The sequence below is a fragment of the Streptomyces deserti genome (assembly GCF_054782695.1).
This window is the reverse complement of sequence record NZ_BAAGRZ010000004.1, coordinates 272,332-287,927: the sequence shown is the minus strand read 5'-3', so window position 1 is coordinate 287,927 and position 15,596 is coordinate 272,332. Positions and strand designations below refer to the sequence as shown.

Below are 15,596 nucleotides of genomic sequence, written 5' to 3'. Positions count from 1 at the left end.
GACAGTGGCAGGCAAACCGGTCAGGCCCGTGAACGCCATCGACCAGACCCGGCGGATGCTCTCCCTGGTGACGTATCTGAGGGAGCGCCCCGGGGCCCGGGTCGCAGACGTCGCGCGCGCCTTCGGGATCACCGAGGACGAACTGGTCTCGGACCTCGACGTGCTGCCCATGTGCGGCACCAGCTTCCGCGGCGGCGACCTGCTCGACATCGACACCGACGGCGAGCGCATCTGGTGGCACAACCCCGCCGCCCTCGGGGCGGAAGCAGCCGAGCCGCTGCGGCTCGCAGCCGACGAGGCCACCGCCCTGCTCGTCGCCGCCCGGGCCGTGGCCACGCTGCCCGGCCTGCGCGAGAGCGACCGGCAGGCGCTGCTGCGGGCGACGGCCAAGGTGGAGACCGCGGCCGGGGAGGCGGCGGGCGCCAGCTCCCGCCTGTCGGTGACCTTCGAGTCCGAGGGCGGCGTCTTCGCGGACGTCGACCGGGCGATCGCCGAGCGCCGCCGCCTGTGGATCCGCTACTACTCACCCGCGCGCGACGAGGTCACCGAGCGCGAGATCGACCCGATCCGGCTCGTCAGCGTCGGCCACACGTATGTGGAGGCCTGGTGCCGCCGCTCCGAGGCGCGCCGCACCTTCCGCCTCGACCGGGTCGCCGAGATCAAGATCCTGGACGAGCCGTCCGCGCCGCCGGAGATCGAACTGCGCGACCTGTCGGAGGGGCTGGTGCAGCCCGCCGCCGAGGACCCCGAGGTCGTCGTGGAGGTCGGGCCGGGCGGGCGCTGGGTCGCCGAGTACTACCCGCACGACAGCGCGGACGAGCTCGCTGACGGCGGGCTGCGTATCACCCTGCGCACCCCCGACCCGGCTTCGCTCAGACGCCTGGCGCTGCGGCTCGGGCGCGACGGCCGGATCGTCTCGCCGCCCGAGCTCGCCGACAGCGCCCGGCGGGCGGCCCGCGAGGCGCTGGCGGCCTACGACGGGGTCGAGGCGGTCGAGGCCGTCGCGGCCCAGGGGGCCCACGAGGCCCATGTGGTTCAGAACGGGCGGGACGGCAGGCAGGAGCGAGGGCTTTGAGCGAGTCGGCGATGTCTGGTGGTCGGGGCATGACGGTGGCGTCCGCGTTCGCGGGGATGACCAGCGTGTCCCCGGTGGTGTTCAAAGCGGGCTGCCCGGACTGCCGGGGACGCTTCGAGCTCGCCGCGAGCGCGCTGCGCCTGGCCATCGGCGCGACGAGCCGTACGACGTTCTACTCCTTCACCTGCCCCGAGTGCGGCGCCGCCGTCCGCAAGCCGGCGGGGGAGCGGATCGTCGAGCTGCTCACCGGGGGCGGGGTCAGGACGCTGCGACTGCACTCCACGGTGTAGTCCGCTCCAGGGCACCCTCCGCGACGGTCTAGGCTCGGCGTCATGTTCTGGCCGATGTTCGCGGTTGCTGTGGGTTTTCTGGGTCTCGCCGTGCTGGGGGTGTTCGCCGTACGGGTCTTCCTGGAGGCGCAGCGCCTGGGCAGGCAGGTCACGGACTCCGCGCGCCGCATCAACCGCGCCGCCGAGGACCTGGAGCGGGCGGCGGCGAGCGCGGCCCGCTCCGCGGACGCCCTGTGAGGTGGCGCCCGGTGTGACCTGTGAGTCCCGCAAGAGAGGCGCTTTGGACCGCTTCGCCCTGTCAACTTGCCGGTTCCGCCAGGTACGCTGCTGGTCGCGGTCCGGAGAACGAGGCTCGGTCCGCGGACGGGAGTACGCACAGGGGATGCACGGGGATTGCCCCACGTTTACCCCTGAGCGTTACGATCGCTGTCAGCACGATCGGTCGGACACATGTCCGACCGGTCGGACAGCACCCCCACCCCAGCCGCCTCGGTGAGAAGGTAAAGACTTATGTTCGGAAGGCTCGGAGCCCCCGAGATCATTCTCATCCTCGTCGTCATCATCCTGCTGTTCGGCGCGAAGAAGCTTCCGGACATGGCGCGGTCGCTCGGCAAGTCCGCGCGCATCCTCAAGAGCGAGGCCAAGGCGATGAAGGAGGAGGGCAAGACCTCCACCCCGGCCGGCCCGCCCAACGGCGAGGAGCCCCCGGCGCAGCGCACCATCCAGGCCGCCCCCGGCGACGTGACGAGCTCGCGCCCGGTCACGGAGCCGACGGACACCACCAAGCGCTGACGCAGGGCCGGTGACCTCCGGCCCGCTGCACGAGATGGGAACGTGGGTTGCTGAAGCCTGCCCGCAAGAAGGAGAAGGATCCCGAGGGGCGGATGCCCCTCGCGGAGCACCTTCGTGAGCTCCGCAACCGGCTCGCCAAGGCGCTGCTGGCCATCGTCCTGGTGACCGTCGTCGCCGCCTTCTTCTACAACGACATCATCAACTTCTTCACCAGGCCGATCCTCAGCGAGGTCGGCTGCTCGGAGTCCTTCGAGGAGCTGGCGCGGTCGTCGTCCGGTGAGAACCCGTGCGCGCGGATCACGATCAACGGTCTGCTCACGCCCTTCACGCTGGCGCTGAAGGTCTCCCTGATGGCCGGTGTCGTCCTGGCCTCGCCGGTCTGGCTCTACCAGCTGTGGGCCTTCGTCGCCCCCGGCCTGCACAAGCACGAGAAGAAGTACGCCTACGCGTTCGTCGGCACGGGCTTCCCGCTCTTCCTCGCCGGCGCCTTCTTCGCCTACAAGGTGCTGCCCACCACCGCGAAGGTCCTCATCGAGTTCACACCGTTCGGCGTGGACAACCTGCTGCCGCTCGACGACCTCCTCGACCTCGTCACGCGCATGGTCGTCGTCTTCGGCCTCTCCTTCGAGCTGCCCCTGCTGCTGGTCATGCTCAACTTCACCGGAGCCATCTCCGGCAAGCGCATGCTCGGCTGGTGGCGCGGCATGATCATGGGCATCACGGTGTTCGCGGCCATCGCCACACCCAGCACCGACCCGCTGACCATGCTGGCGCTCGCCGGACCCATCTGGATCCTGTACTTCGCCGCCGTGTCCATCGCGCTGCTCAACGACCGGCGGGCACGCCGCCGCGAGGCCATGGGCCCCGCCGACGACGAGGCCGCCGAGCTGGACCTCACCCCCGAGGACATCGGCGAGATCGAACCCGTCACCACCAGCCGCGCCGCCCTGCCCGAGCAGGTGAGCAAGGACCGGGTCAACGGTTATGACGACGTGACCTGAAGATCGGGACGCACCTCGTAGGGTCACTGCCGTGACCAGCGAGATCACCCTCTTCGTCAACCCCACCGCGGGCCGCGGCCGGGGCGCCAGAGCGGCGCGGCCGGCCGCTTCCGCGTTGCGGGCGGCCGGTTTCTCGGTGCGCACGGTCCTCGGGGCGAACGCCGAGGACGCCCTCACGCGCGCGCGTGCCGCCGTCGCGGACGGCACCGGCGCGCTGATCGCCGTCGGCGGCGACGGCATGGTGAACCTCGCGCTGCAGGCCGTCGCCGGCACCCGCACCCCGCTCGGCCTGGTCGCCGTCGGCACCGGCAACGACTTCGCCCGTGCCCTCGGCCTGCCCGTGCACGACCCGGCCGCCGCGAGCCGCCTGATCGCCGACGCCCTCAAGGGCGGCCGGCTGCGCGACATCGACCTCGGACAGGTCGGCGACCGCTGGTTCGGCACGGTCCTCGCCTCCGGCTTCGACTCCCGCGTCAACGACCGCGGCAACCGCATGCGGTGGCCCGCCGGGCGGCTCAAGTACGACCTCGCGATGCTCGCCGAGCTCGCCGCCTTCCGGCCGTTCCCGTACCGGATCCGGCTGGACGACGGCGAGGTCCGCGAGGTCGAGGCCACGCTCGTCGCCGTCGGGAACGGGTCGTCGTACGGCGGAGGCATGCGGATCTGTCCCGGCGCCGACGTCGCCGACGGGCTGTTCGACATCACCGTCGTCGGGGACTGCAGCCGTACGACGCTGCTGCGGGTGTTCCCGGCGGTGTACCGGGGGACCCATGTCGGGCATCCCAAGGTGACCGTGCTGCGCGCGGCCGGGGTCGAGATCGCCGCCCACGGGATCAAGGGGTACGCGGACGGCGAACCGCTCGGGCCGCTGCCGCTGACGGCGCGCTGCGTACGCGGGGCCGTACGGGTCGTGGGGCCCTGAGCTGCGGGGACCGCGGGCTTCACAGCACCGGATCCGGATAATGATCGTCCTGTTGTCAGTGCGGCCCGGTACGCTCGAAAGCACGATGACAGAGGACCTCTCACCGGCCGAGCGGTACGCGGCGGCGCGCAGGCGCGCTGCCGAGCAGGCCACCGCGCTCGCCTCCTTCCGCGAGATGTACGACTTCGGCCTCGACCCCTTCCAGATCGAGGCCTGCCAGGCGCTCGAGGCGGGGAAGGGCGTGCTGGTCGCCGCGCCCACCGGCTCCGGTAAGACGATCGTGGGCGAGTTCGCCGTCCACCTCGCCCTCCAACAGGGCAAGAAGTGCTTCTACACGACCCCCATCAAGGCACTGTCGAACCAGAAGTACGCCGACCTGTGCCGCCGCTACGGCACGGGCAAGGTCGGCCTGCTCACCGGCGACAACAGCGTCAACTCCGACGCCCCGGTGGTCGTGATGACCACCGAGGTGCTGCGGAACATGCTGTACGCGGGCTCGCAGACCCTCCTCGGCCTCGGATACGTGGTCATGGACGAGGTGCACTACCTCTCCGACCGCTTCCGGGGCGCGGTGTGGGAAGAGGTGATCATTCACCTTCCCGAGTCCGTGACCCTGGTCTCGCTGTCCGCGACCGTGTCGAACGCCGAGGAGTTCGGCGACTGGCTCGACACCGTCCGCGGCGACACCGAGGTGATCGTCTCCGAGCACCGGCCCGTGCCGCTGTTCCAGCACGTGCTGGCCGGGCGCCGGATGTACGACCTGTTCGAGGAGGGCGAGGGCCACAAGAAGGCCGTCAACCCCGACCTCACGCGCATGGCGCGCATGGAGGCCAGCCGCCCGTCGTTCATGGACCGGCGGCGCGGGCGGGCCATGCGCGAGGCCGACCGGGAGCGGGAGCGCAGACAGCGTTCCCGGGTGTGGACGCCGAGCCGGCCCGAGGTCATCGAGCGGCTCGACGCCGAGGGCCTGCTGCCGGCGATCACGTTCATCTTCAGCCGCGCCGCCTGCGAGGCCGCGGTCGAACAGTGCCTGTACGCGGGTCTCCGGCTCAACGACCAGGAGGAGCGGGAGCAGGTCCGCGCCCTGGTCGAGGAGCGCACGGCCTCCATCCCGTCCGAGGACCTGCACGTCCTCGGCTACTACGAGTGGCTGGAGGGCCTGGAGCGCGGCATCGCCGCCCACCACGCGGGCATGCTGCCCACCTTCAAGGAGGTCGTCGAGGAGCTCTTCGTGCGCGGCCTGGTCAAGGCCGTCTTCGCGACCGAGACCCTCGCGCTCGGCATCAACATGCCCGCCCGTTCGGTGGTGCTGGAGAAGCTCGTCAAGTGGAACGGCGAACAGCACGCCGACATCACCCCCGGCGAGTACACGCAGCTGACGGGGCGTGCGGGGCGGCGCGGCATCGACGTCGAGGGACATGCCGTGGTGCTGTGGCAGCGCGGGATGAACCCCGAGCACCTGGCCGGGCTCGCGGGGACGCGTACGTATCCGCTGCGCTCCAGCTTCAAACCGTCGTACAACATGGCGGTCAACCTGGTCGAGCAGTTCGGCCGGCATCGGTCGAGGGAACTGCTGGAGACGTCGTTCGCCCAGTTCCAGGCGGACAAGTCGGTCGTCGGCATCTCCCGGCAGGTGCAGCGCAACGAGGAGGGGCTGGCGGGCTACAAGGCCTCCATGACCTGCCACCTCGGCGACTTCGAGGAGTACGCGCGGCTGCGCCGCGAACTGAAGGACCGTGAGACCGAGCTGGCCCGGCAGGGTGCCGCGCAGCGGCGCGCGGAAGCGGCGGTCGCCCTGGAGAAGCTGAAGCCCGGTGACGTCATCCACGTGCCGACGGGCAAGCACGCGGGTCTCGCGCTGGTACTGGATCCGGGTCTGCCGGCAGGCCGTTCCAACGGCCACCGCGGCTTCGAGCACCACGACGGACCGCGCCCGCTGGTCCTGACCGCCGAGCGGCAGGTCAAACGGCTCGCGTCGATCGACTTCCCGGTGCCCGTCGAGCCGTTGGAGCGGATGCGCATCCCGAAGTCCTTCAACCCGCGCTCGCCGCAGTCCCGCCGTGACCTCGCCTCCGCGCTGCGCACCAAGGCCGGGCACATCCCGCCGGAGCGGCACCGCAAGCGGCGCTCCCAGGCGGCCGACGACCGTGAGATCGCCCGGCTGCGGGCCGCCCTTCGCGCGCACCCCTGCCACGGGTGCAGCGACCGTGAGGATCACGCCCGGTGGGCCGAGCGGTACTACCGGCTGCTGCGGGACACCTCGCAGCTGGAGCGCCGTATCGAGGGCCGTACGAACACCATTGCCCGTACGTTCGACCGGATCGTGGCGCTGCTGACCGAGCTGGACTACCTGCGCGGCGACGAGGTCACCGAGCACGGCAAGCGGCTCGCGCGGCTGTACGGCGAGCTGGACCTGCTCGCCAGCGAGTGCCTGCGCGAGGGCGTCTGGGAGGGGCTCGCCCCCGCTGAACTCGCCGCGTGTGTCTCGGCGTTGGTGTACGAGGCGCGGGTCGGGGACGACGCGATGGCGCCGAAGCTGCCGTCGGGCAAGGCCAAGGCCTCGCTGGGTGAGATGGTGCGCATCTGGGGGCGTCTCGACGCGCTGGAGGAGGAGTTCCGGATCACGCAGACCGAGGGGGTCGGGCAGCGTGAGCCGGACCTCGGGTTCGCCTGGGCCGCGTACATGTGGGCCTCCGGGAAGGGGCTGGACGAGGTGCTGCGTGAGGCGGAGATGCCGGCGGGGGACTTCGTGCGGTGGTGCAAGCAGGTCATCGATGTGCTCGGGCAGATTCAGGCGGCGGCGGCGCCCGAGGGGTCTACTGTGCCGAAGGCTGCGCGTAAGGCGGTTGACGGGTTGTTGCGGGGGGTTGTCGCCTACTCGTCGGTGGGGTGAGGTTGTGCGGCGGGTGCGGGTTGTCTGTGGCTGGTCGCGCAGTTCCCCGCGCCCCTAACCTCTCGGTCAGCAGGTGGCCGAGGCCCTCCGCCGGGAGGCGCCACACCTCCGTCTCGATGGCGGCTCCGCCCTCGCCGACATGGACCAGGCCCGGCTTGGGCGGGTCGGTCCGCAGGGCGTGCAGGCGGTAGACGGGGGCCGTTGTGGTCGTGCGGTCCAACCGGGCACCCAGCCCGAGGAGTTGCGGGTTGAGCGGCTGGCCCGTCAGATCAGTTGTGAGGTCGGCCGGGGTTGGCCGGGGGAGCCGGAGGTCGTCCGTGGTCGACAGCGAGCCCGCTGGAGTAAGCTCTCGCGCTCGGCGTCGGCCGGGATTGCCCGGAGATCTCGCCGAGTCGGCCCCGGAGCCCGGGATCTGCCGGGAGCCCGGGGTCGGCCGGGGGTCAGATGGAGGGGGCAGCCGGGGATCTGCCCGGGGATCAGCCGGCGCATCTGTCGGGATCGTCTGGAGATCGCCGTACGAGGCCGTGTGCGAGGATCGAACACATGGGGACGACGGGTGCAGGGCAAGGGCGCCGGGTCGGCCGGCCGCGGGTCGCGCGGCGGGCGGACAGCGGGCCCACGCCGCGTGACGAACTGCTCGCCGCCGCCGCGGAGTTGTTCACCAGCCGTGGCTACGCAGCAACGAGCACCAGGGCCGTCGCCGAGCGCGCGGGCATGCGCCAGGCGTCGATGTACCACTACGTCTCCGGCAAGGAGGAACTGCTCGCCGAGCTCCTCGAGTCCACGGTCACGCCGTCGCTGGCGTACGCCCGTGAGCTGCTCGCCGACGACGCCGCCCGCGCCGAGGACCGGTTGTGGGAGCTGTGCCGCACCGACGTCGAGCTGCTGTGCGGCGGCCCGCACAACCTCGGCGCCCTCTACCTGCTGCCCGAGGTGCGCACCGAGCGGTTCGCCGGCTTCCACGCCGTACGCGCCGAACTCAAGGACGTCTACCGGCAGTTGATCGCCGCGACCACCCCGGGCGGGGCGCTCCCCAAGAGCGGGCTGGACCTGCGGACGGACCTCGTCTTCGGACTGATCGAGGGTGTCATCCTCGTCCACCGCTCCGACCCACAGCGTCCCGTCTCGGAGTTCGCGAAGGCCACGGCGGACGCGGCGCTGCGCATCGTGGGCGTCTGAGCCGACGCGCTTCACGGTTTCCAGCGCGCTTCACGGGTTCCGACGCGCTTCACGGTTTCCGACGAGGTTCACCGATTCCGGCGCGCTTCATGATTCCGGCTCGCTTCGTCGATTTCGGCCCGCAGGCATCCCGGGCGCCCCTCGTGGGCAGGCTCCCTGCGGAGTCCGCCGTACGGAGCGCCTCGTTCACCCGTCACGGTGAGTGGCATTCGTACGCCTGTGCGCCGTCACACGCCGTGTTCGAACGGCGCCCGAGCGTATAAATGAGCACGAGCGTACTCCCGTCTCCTGTGCCATTTCCGGCACTTGCTGAATATGACATGGCGATGATCCGGTCGGACTAAGCTCGCCCGCGGCGCGCCGAGTTGGGGCGAATTCGCGCGCTTGTTCCCGTATGTGCGGAAGATCCAGAACTCCCGATGGCGTACCCCCCTGCAAGTGCACCCGACCCCCAGCCGATTCGTTTCAGAGGGCCTACATGGTGAGTGTTCAATCCCCACCCGGTCGCCGTGAACTTCCCTACGCGCGCGTGCTGTTGCTCCCGGCCATAGTGATGGCCGCGGTGACCGGAGCCGCCGTCGCCGTGGTGACGGAGCCGGCCCGGACCGCCGTCGGCTGGTGCGGTGGCGTCGCCACCCTCCTGGTCATCGCTACGGCGGCCGAGGCGGTGCGCCGCGGCCGTGTCCTGCGCGGCGCGCGGGCCGAGCACGCCCGTCACAGTACGCATCTGGAAGGGCGGATCGCCGCCCTCGAGCAGGAGACGCTCCGGTTCGCGCAGGAGATCGTGCCCGCCGCGGTCAGCCTGATGAACCGCGTGGGTTCCCCCAGCGAGGCGATGCGTCAACTCGGCACCCTCGACCCGTCCTACCGGAACCTCTCCCAGCCGCAGATCGACCTGCTGCAGATGCTGCTGAAGATCATCGACCACGAGGTGACGCTGCGGGACTCCAACTCGCGCTCCTTCGTCAGTGTCGCCCGCCGCGTCCAGGCGATCGTCCACCAGCAGGCCAAGGAACTCCGGGAGATGGAGGAGGACCACGGCCGCAACCCCGAGGTCTTCGACGACCTGCTGCGCATCGACCACGGCAACGCGCTGATCGGCCGCCTCGCCGACTCCATCTCCGTCCTCGGCGGCGGCCGCCCCGGGCGCCAGTGGCCCGAGCCCGTGGCGCTCTACAGCGTGCTGCGCGGCGCCATGTCCCGGATCCTGGAGTACCGGCGCATCTCGCTGGACAACATCGCCAAGGTCAACATCAAGGGCATCTACGTCGAGCCGGTCATCCACGCCCTCGCCGAACTCCTCGACAACTCCACGCGCTACTCGCCTCCGCAGAGCAAGGTGCACGTCACCGCCGCGGAGGTGCAGACCGGCGTCGCCATCGAGATCGAGGACGCCGGCGTCAGCCTCAACGAGGAGTCCCGCGCCAAGATCGAGGGCATGCTGGAGCGCGCCAAGGCCGGCGCCGCCCTGGACGACCTCGGTGAGCACCCGCGCCTCGGCCTCGCCGTCGTCGGCCGGCTCTGCACGGCGTACAACATGCAGGTCGCGCTCCGGTCCTCCGCGTACGGCGGCGTCCGCGCGGTCCTCATCGTGCCGAGCGAGATGATGACCGACGAGCCCGGCGTCGGACTCGCCCACGGCATCGGCGCCACCGGTGTGCCCCAGCAGATCGGCGGGGTCGAAGGCCCCAAGCGCACGCCCAAGAAGCGCCGCCCCACCAACCCCAAGATCCCCGCCACGGTCTCCATGGAGGACGACGTCCCCGTGGTGACCGAGTGGACCGCGGGCGGCCTGCCGCAGCGCCGCAGCAAGGTGAAGATCCCGCTCAGCCAGCGGCTCGCCGAGCAGGCCGCCTTCGAGAAGGCCGAGCGGGAGGCCGCCGAACGCGCCAAGGCCCGGCGTGGCTGGTCGGCGCCCGAGCCGGAGCCCGAGCCCGAGCCCGAGCCTGCGAAGAAGGAGGACGACCTCCCGCCCGGCGTGGGGTTCGAGGCCTTCTGGGAGGGACTCAAGCAGGGTCTCGAACCGGGCGTCCACCCGACCGACTTCACGCGGAACCCGACCGCATACCTGCACCTGCTCAACGACGATCCGACCCACACCGAGGCCGACGACGAGGGGGACCTCAAGTGATCCAGCAGCGAGGCAACTTCGACTGGATTCTCAAGCAGCTCTACGACAGCGTCCCGGGCATCGAGATGATCGTCGTGCTGTCGGCCGACGGCCTGCGCATCGCCCGCTACGGCGGTGAGCCCGACGCCGCCGACCGCCTCGCCGCGGCCTGCGCCGGCGTGCAGAGCCTCTCCACCGCCGTCGCCCAGGAACTCCCGGTCAGCGACGGCGAGATGAAACTCGTCGTGATCGAGATCGACCGCGGCTACTTCTACCTCATGTCGGCCGGCGCCAACGCCTATCTCGCGGTCCTCTCCGACGTGCGCTGCGAACCCGGCCGTATGAGCGCCATGATGCGCGACCTCATCGTCCGTATCGGTTCCCATCTGACCAGCCCGCCCCGGCGGAACGGGCTGACCGTATGACTCCTCCGCAACGCCAGAGGCGCTACCCCACACAGGAACCGGATCCGCAGCCTCCCCTGCAGGAGGGCGAGCGCAAGAACCCGGAGCGGCTGTACGTGGTGGCCGGGCCGGACGGCGAGCGCGCGGCCCTCGACCTGGTGACGTTGATCGTGGCGCGCGTCGACGACCCGCCGCCCTCCGCCACGCCGGAGCAGGCGGCGCTGCTCCGGCTCTGCAGCGCCCCCCTGTCCGTGGCCGAGCTGTCGGCCTACCTCGGCCTGCCGTGCAGCGTGGTGACGGTGCTGCTCACCGAGATGCTGACGGCGGAACTGGTGCAGGCGCGCGCCCCCATCGTCCGCCAGGCGCTCCCCGACCGTTCCCTCCTCGAAGCGGTGATGCATGGACTTCAAAGGCTCTGACACCATTCCGGGTCCACGGACCGAGGACCAGTTGCCGCACACGGCACAGGCCGCGGCCAAGATCGTGATCGTGGGCGGCTTCGGGGTCGGCAAGACGACCATGGTCGGCTCGGTCAGCGAGATCAGGCCGCTGACCACCGAGGAGACCATGACCCAGGCCGGGATCGGCGTCGACGACAACTTCGGCTCCGACACCAAGACGGCCACCACCGTGGCGATGGACTTCGGCCGCATCAGCATCACCGACCAGCTCGTGCTGTACCTCTTCGGTACGCCCGGCCAGCAGCGTTTCTGGTTCCTGTGGAACGGCCTGTTCGAGGGCGCCCTCGGCGCGGTGGTGCTGGTCGACACCCGCCGCCTGGAGGTCAGCTTCGAGGTCATGGGACGGCTGGAGGAACGCGGCGTGCCGTTCGTGGTCGCCGTCAACACCTTCCCGGACGCGCCCCGTTACCCCGTCGATGAGCTGCGCACCGCCCTCGACCTGCCCCCGGAGATCCCGATCATGGAGTGCGACGCGCGCCGCCGGGCCTCCAGCCGTGACGTCCTGCTGACCCTGATGCGCTTCCTGCACTCCCTCGCCATGCGGGGCGCACTCACCTGACCCCGTCCTCCCCCTCCACTGTCCTCCCGCCACCCCCAGACACCTGGATTCATTTCAGTTTCGGAGCGACCACTGTGACGCCTGAATCCCACTCCCTGACCGACACGGACGCCCCCCGGGTCGGTCCGCCCCCCGGCTGCCCCGCGCACGGCCTCGGGCCCGGGGGGCTGCACCGGCTGCACCAGGCGCCGGACCTGCGGGAGCTGTACGAGGAACTGCGGGCCGAGCACGGCCCCGTGGCGCCCGTGCTGCTCCACGACGACGTGCCGATCTGGGTGGTCCTCGGCCACGCCGAGAACCTGCACATGGTGCGCACACCGCATCAGTACTGCCGGGACAGCCGCATCTGGACCCCGCTCCGGGACGGCCTGGTCAAGCCCGACCATCCGCTCATGCCGCACATCGCCTGGCAGCCGATCTGCTCCCACGCCGAGGGCGACGAGCACAAGCGGCTGCGCGGCGCGGTCATGGGCGCCATGTCGACCATCGACTTCCGCATCCTGCGCCGCTACATCAACCGCAGCACCCAGATCATCGTCAACCGGTTCTGTGAGGCGGGCGAGGCCGATCTCGTCGGCCAGTTCACCGAGCACCTGCCGATGGCCGTGATGTGCGAGATCTTCGGCATGCGCGAGGAGTACAACGACCGCCTCGTCGAGGCCGCCCGCGACGCGCTCAAGGGCACCGAGACCGCGATCGCCAGCCACGGCTACGTCATGGACGTCCTGAGCCGGCTCACCGCCCGCCGCCGCGCCCAGCCGGCCGACGACTTCGCCAGCCACCTCATCAACCACCCGGCCCGGCTGACCGACGACGAGGTCAGGGAGCACCTGCGCCTGGTGCTCTTCGCCGCCTACGAGGCCACCACCAACCTCCTGTCCAACGTGCTGCGCACCGTGCTGACCGATCCGCGGTTCCGCGCCCAGCTCAGCGGCGGCAACATGACGGTGCCGGAGGCGGTCGAGCAGTCCTTGTGGGACGAGCCGCCGTTCAGCGCCGTCCTCGGCTACTTCGCCAAGCAGGACACGGAGCTGGGCGGTCAGCGCATCCGCAAGGGCGACGGGCTGCTGTTCGCGCCGGCTCCGGCCAACGTCGACCCGCGGGTCCGCCCCGACCTGTCCGCCGGCATGATGGGCAACCGCTCCCACCTCGCCTTCGGCGGCGGCCCGCACGAGTGCCCCGGCCAGGACATCGGCCGCTCCATCGCCGACGTCGGCGTCGACGCGCTGCTCCTGCGTCTGCCGGACGTCGAACTCGACTGCGAGGAGGACGAGTTGCGCTGGACTGCGTCGCTCGCCGCACGGCACCTCGTGTCGATGCCCGTCCGGTTCGCCCCCCAGCCTCCGCAGGACGTGAGGGAGGATCCGCACCACACACCCGTCCCGCCGCAGCGCACCACCTGGCTCATCGGCACCGTGCAGCCGCAGCCGCAGCCGCAGCCGCAGCCTCAGTCCGCACCCAGCGCCTCCCAGCCCCAGCCGGTCGCGCAGCAGCCCCAGCCGGAGCCGGCACCGGCACCGGCCATGGAGGCGGCCCGCCCGAAGGGCGCCTGGCAGCGCTTCCTGCACTGGTGGCGGGGCTGCTGATCGACACCGCCGGTCGCTACTGCCCGGCGGCCCACCGGTCGTACGACGCCCAGGCCGCCAGCACCCGGGCGCTGCGGAGCCGGTGCGCCACGCCCGTGACCGGGTCGGTGAACTCCAGTGACCGTGCCAGGAGTTGGAGCGGGCGCCGGAAGACACCGGCCGGCACCGGGCCGGTCACCTCGGGGTAGAGCGGATCACCCAGGATCGGCACGCCGAGGGCGTTCATGTGCACGCGCAGCTGGTGCGTCTGCCCGGTGCCGGGCACCAGCCGGTAGCGGCCAAGTCCGTCCGCCCGGTGCTCGATCAGTTCCACCCGGCTGACCGCGTTCGGCTCACCCTCGACCTCCCGCGCGGTCAGCACCCCGCGCTCCTTCACGATCCGGCTGCGCACGGTCCGCGGGAGGGCGATCGCGGGATCGTACGGGGCGATGGCCTCGTACTCCTTGCGTACCCGCCGGTCGCGGAACAGCGTCTGGTAGGCGCCGCGCTCCTCGGGCCGCACGGTGAACAGCACGAGCCCGGCGGTGAGCCGGTCGAGGCGGTGGGCGGCGGTGAGCGTCGGGATGCCCAGCTCCCGGCGCAGCCGCGCGAGCGCCGTCTCGGCGACATGGCTGCCGCGCGGGGTGGTGGCCAGGAAGTGCGGCTTGTCGACGACGACGATGTGCTCGTCCCGGTGGACGACCTCCAACGGGAAGGGCACCGGCACCTCCTCGGGCAGGTCCCGGTGGAACCACACGAACATCCCCGGCACGTACGGCGCGTCCGGCGCCACCGCCCGCCCGTCCGCCCCGACGATCAGCCCCGCGTCGAACATCCCGTCGATGACCCCGGCCCCCGCCGCGAGCCGGTCCACCAGGTGCTCCCGCACCGTGGCCCACGCCCCGGCGGCGGGCAGCCGCACGCGCACCGGGTCCACCCCGTGGCGCTGGGGGAGCGGTGCAGGCGGGGGCGGGGTACGGCGTCTCATCGGGAGCCAGCGTACGAGGGCGTAAGGGGCGTGAGAAAACCGCTGGGCCCGAGCGTCGTCGCGTTGGCAGGATGCCGCCCATGCCTGACCTCACCAGCCCGGTCCTCCCCGCGGGCACGTTCTCCCGCACCCCCCAGCCCACCATCCCCACCGGAGACGGACTCGTGCTGCGCCCCTGGCGCACCGAGGACGCGCCTGCCGTCCACCAGGCGTTCCAGGACCCGGCGCTCCACCAGTGGCACGTCCGCGCCGCCGACTCCGAGGACGAGGTCCGTGGCTGGATCGCCGAGTGGCAGCAGGAGTGGGGGGAGGAGCGCAAGGCGCAGTGGGCGGTCGCCGACGCGGGCGGCGGCCGGCTGCTCGGACGGGTGGCCCTGCGGGACATCGTGCTCGAGGACGGCGTGGCCGAGGTCGCCTACTGGACCGTGCCGGCGGCCCGCGGACAGGGTGTCGCGGTACGCGCCACGACCGCCCTCACCCGCTGGGCCCTCGACGACATCGGCTTCCACCGCCTCGAACTGCTGCACGCGGTCCGCAACGAGGCGTCCTGCCGCGTGGCCGCCAAGTGCGGCTTCGCCCTGGAGGGCACCAAGCGCAGCGCGGTCCTGCACCCGGACGGCTGGCACGACATGCACCTGCACGCCCGCGTCCAGGGCGACGGACGACCGACCTAGCCTGCTGCCTCCGGTACGACCGCCGGCTCCGGTACGACAGCCGGGGCCGCCGTACGCCTGCGACAGGCCCGGGTACGCCGTGCCCAGCGCGACCGTCGTCGTCAGGAAGAGCACCGTGAACCACTGGAAGTACCAGTGCCCGCCCGCCGGGTCGTACACCGCCGCGCGCGGCCGGGCGAGGTTGACCGTCATGAGGAGACCGTAGAGCAGGGCGAGCGCGTTGACGGGGACGCCCCAGCGGCCCAGGGAGAACAGCCGGCCGCCCGTCTCGTCGGTGCCGTCGGCGGTGAACCGGCCGCGCGGGCGGGCCACCAGCAGCGGGCCGGTGACCATCGCGTACGCCAGGTACAGCAGCATGATGCAGGTGGTGCCGATGGCCAGGAACGCCTCGGGGAAGGCGAAGTTGAGCAGGAGCAGGGCCGCCGCGAGGCCGCCGACCACCACGGCGGGGGCACTGGGCATGCCGGTGCGCGAATTGACCTCGGCGAGGCGGCGGGAGAAGGGGAGCTGTCCGTCGCGGGCCATGGAGAACAGCATCCGGCAGGCCGCCGTCTGGATCGCGAGCGTGGCGACGGCGTGGCGACCACCACGTCGGCCAGCAGGACGCGGCCCACGCCGTCGCCGAGGCTGCCGGTGAGGACGTAGCTGAGGCACCTGCCTCAGGCGCGAGGGGCGCTGATTCC

At 71.5% G+C, this 15,596-nt stretch carries 15 protein-coding genes and 2 pseudogenes; 14 read left to right on the top strand and 3 right to left on the bottom strand.

Translation table 11 applies throughout. The features are described 5' to 3' along the window. Positions 1–4 precede the first annotated feature (4 nt). From ACYVMZ_RS11550 to ACYVMZ_RS11520, 7 genes are all read left to right on the top strand, one after another. Positions 5–1,075: a helix-turn-helix transcriptional regulator gene (locus ACYVMZ_RS11550; protein WP_461078329.1), complete on the top strand. Its 1,071-nt coding sequence runs from the start codon at positions 5–7 to the stop codon at positions 1,073–1,075. After that, complete coding sequence (locus ACYVMZ_RS11545) at positions 1,072–1,365, top strand: hypothetical protein (protein ID WP_461078327.1); 294 nt, start codon at positions 1,072–1,074, stop codon at positions 1,363–1,365. Before ACYVMZ_RS11550 ends, ACYVMZ_RS11545 begins: the two co-directional genes overlap by 4 nt. 42 nt (positions 1,366–1,407) lie before the next feature. Then, positions 1,408–1,602 carry a hypothetical protein gene (locus ACYVMZ_RS11540; protein WP_461078325.1) on the top strand — a complete coding sequence of 65 codons (195 nt, stop codon included), beginning with the start codon at positions 1,408–1,410 and terminating at the stop codon, positions 1,600–1,602. A gap of 273 nt (positions 1,603–1,875) precedes the next feature. Then, on the top strand, positions 1,876–2,157 hold the full coding sequence (gene tatA, locus ACYVMZ_RS11535; RefSeq protein WP_461078323.1) for a Sec-independent protein translocase subunit TatA: 282 nt from the start codon (positions 1,876–1,878) through the stop codon (positions 2,155–2,157). 47 nt (positions 2,158–2,204) lie between these two features. Further along, the gene (tatC, locus tag ACYVMZ_RS11530) at positions 2,205–3,158 is read left to right on the top strand and encodes a twin-arginine translocase subunit TatC (RefSeq protein ID WP_461078321.1); all 954 of its coding nucleotides are present in this window, start codon (positions 2,205–2,207) and stop codon (positions 3,156–3,158) included. Positions 3,159–3,189: 31 nt separating this feature from the next. Beyond that, entirely contained in the window at positions 3,190–4,080 is an 891-nt protein-coding gene (locus ACYVMZ_RS11525; protein WP_461078319.1) for a diacylglycerol kinase, read from the top strand. Between the two features lie 40 nt (positions 4,081–4,120). Further along, complete coding sequence (locus tag ACYVMZ_RS11520; RefSeq protein WP_461078317.1) at positions 4,121–6,973, top strand: DEAD/DEAH box helicase; 2,853 nt, start codon at positions 4,121–4,123, stop codon at positions 6,971–6,973. On the opposite strand, the pseudogene ACYVMZ_RS11515 reads toward ACYVMZ_RS11520, so the two are convergent. Next, positions 6,897–7,241: pseudogene (locus ACYVMZ_RS11515) on the bottom strand (allophanate hydrolase-related protein); the annotation flags it as partial. The gene ACYVMZ_RS11520 and the pseudogene ACYVMZ_RS11515 overlap by 77 nt on opposite strands. Before the next feature lie 275 nt (positions 7,242–7,516). Here ACYVMZ_RS11515 and ACYVMZ_RS11510 point away from each other — a divergent pair. The 6 genes from ACYVMZ_RS11510 (at position 7,517) to ACYVMZ_RS11485 (ending at position 13,272) form a co-directional block, all read left to right on the top strand. Beyond that, positions 7,517–8,152 (top strand): TetR/AcrR family transcriptional regulator, encoded by a 636-nt coding sequence (locus tag ACYVMZ_RS11510; protein WP_461078315.1) that lies wholly within the window; start codon positions 7,517–7,519, stop codon positions 8,150–8,152. Positions 8,153–8,630: 478 nt separating this feature from the next. Next, complete coding sequence (locus ACYVMZ_RS11505; RefSeq protein WP_461078313.1) at positions 8,631–10,283, top strand: sensor histidine kinase; 1,653 nt, start codon at positions 8,631–8,633, stop codon at positions 10,281–10,283. Beyond that, positions 10,280–10,687, top strand: a complete 408-nt coding sequence (locus ACYVMZ_RS11500) for a roadblock/LC7 domain-containing protein (protein WP_461078311.1) — start codon at positions 10,280–10,282, stop codon at positions 10,685–10,687. The genes ACYVMZ_RS11505 and ACYVMZ_RS11500 overlap by 4 nt, the downstream gene beginning before the upstream one ends. Then, entirely contained in the window at positions 10,684–11,085 is a 402-nt protein-coding gene (locus ACYVMZ_RS11495; RefSeq protein ID WP_461078309.1) for a DUF742 domain-containing protein, read from the top strand. The genes ACYVMZ_RS11500 and ACYVMZ_RS11495 overlap by 4 nt, the downstream gene beginning before the upstream one ends. Next, positions 11,066–11,686 (top strand): GTP-binding protein, encoded by a 621-nt coding sequence (locus tag ACYVMZ_RS11490; protein ID WP_461078307.1) that lies wholly within the window; start codon positions 11,066–11,068, stop codon positions 11,684–11,686. Before ACYVMZ_RS11495 ends, ACYVMZ_RS11490 begins: the two co-directional genes overlap by 20 nt. A 74-nt stretch (positions 11,687–11,760) precedes the next feature. After that, a complete protein-coding gene (locus ACYVMZ_RS11485; protein ID WP_461078305.1) occupies positions 11,761–13,272 on the top strand; it encodes a cytochrome P450 in 1,512 nt (503 codons plus the stop codon). A 16-nt stretch (positions 13,273–13,288) separates the two neighbouring features. On the opposite strand, the gene ACYVMZ_RS11480 is transcribed toward ACYVMZ_RS11485, so the two are convergent. Next, positions 13,289–14,239: an RluA family pseudouridine synthase gene (locus ACYVMZ_RS11480; RefSeq protein ID WP_461078303.1), complete on the bottom strand. Its 951-nt coding sequence runs from the start codon at positions 14,237–14,239 to the stop codon at positions 13,289–13,291. An 80-nt stretch (positions 14,240–14,319) separates the two neighbouring features. On the opposite strand from ACYVMZ_RS11480, the gene ACYVMZ_RS11475 reads away from it, so the two are divergent. Further along, positions 14,320–14,913 (top strand): GNAT family N-acetyltransferase, encoded by a 594-nt coding sequence (locus ACYVMZ_RS11475; RefSeq protein WP_461078301.1) that lies wholly within the window; start codon positions 14,320–14,322, stop codon positions 14,911–14,913. Here ACYVMZ_RS11475 and ACYVMZ_RS11470 read toward each other — a convergent pair. Then, a pseudogene (locus ACYVMZ_RS11470) lies at positions 14,910–15,563 on the bottom strand (amino acid permease); the annotation flags it as partial. The gene ACYVMZ_RS11475 and the pseudogene ACYVMZ_RS11470 sit on opposite strands and share 4 nt — an antisense overlap. Between the last annotated feature and the right edge of the window lie 33 nt (positions 15,564–15,596).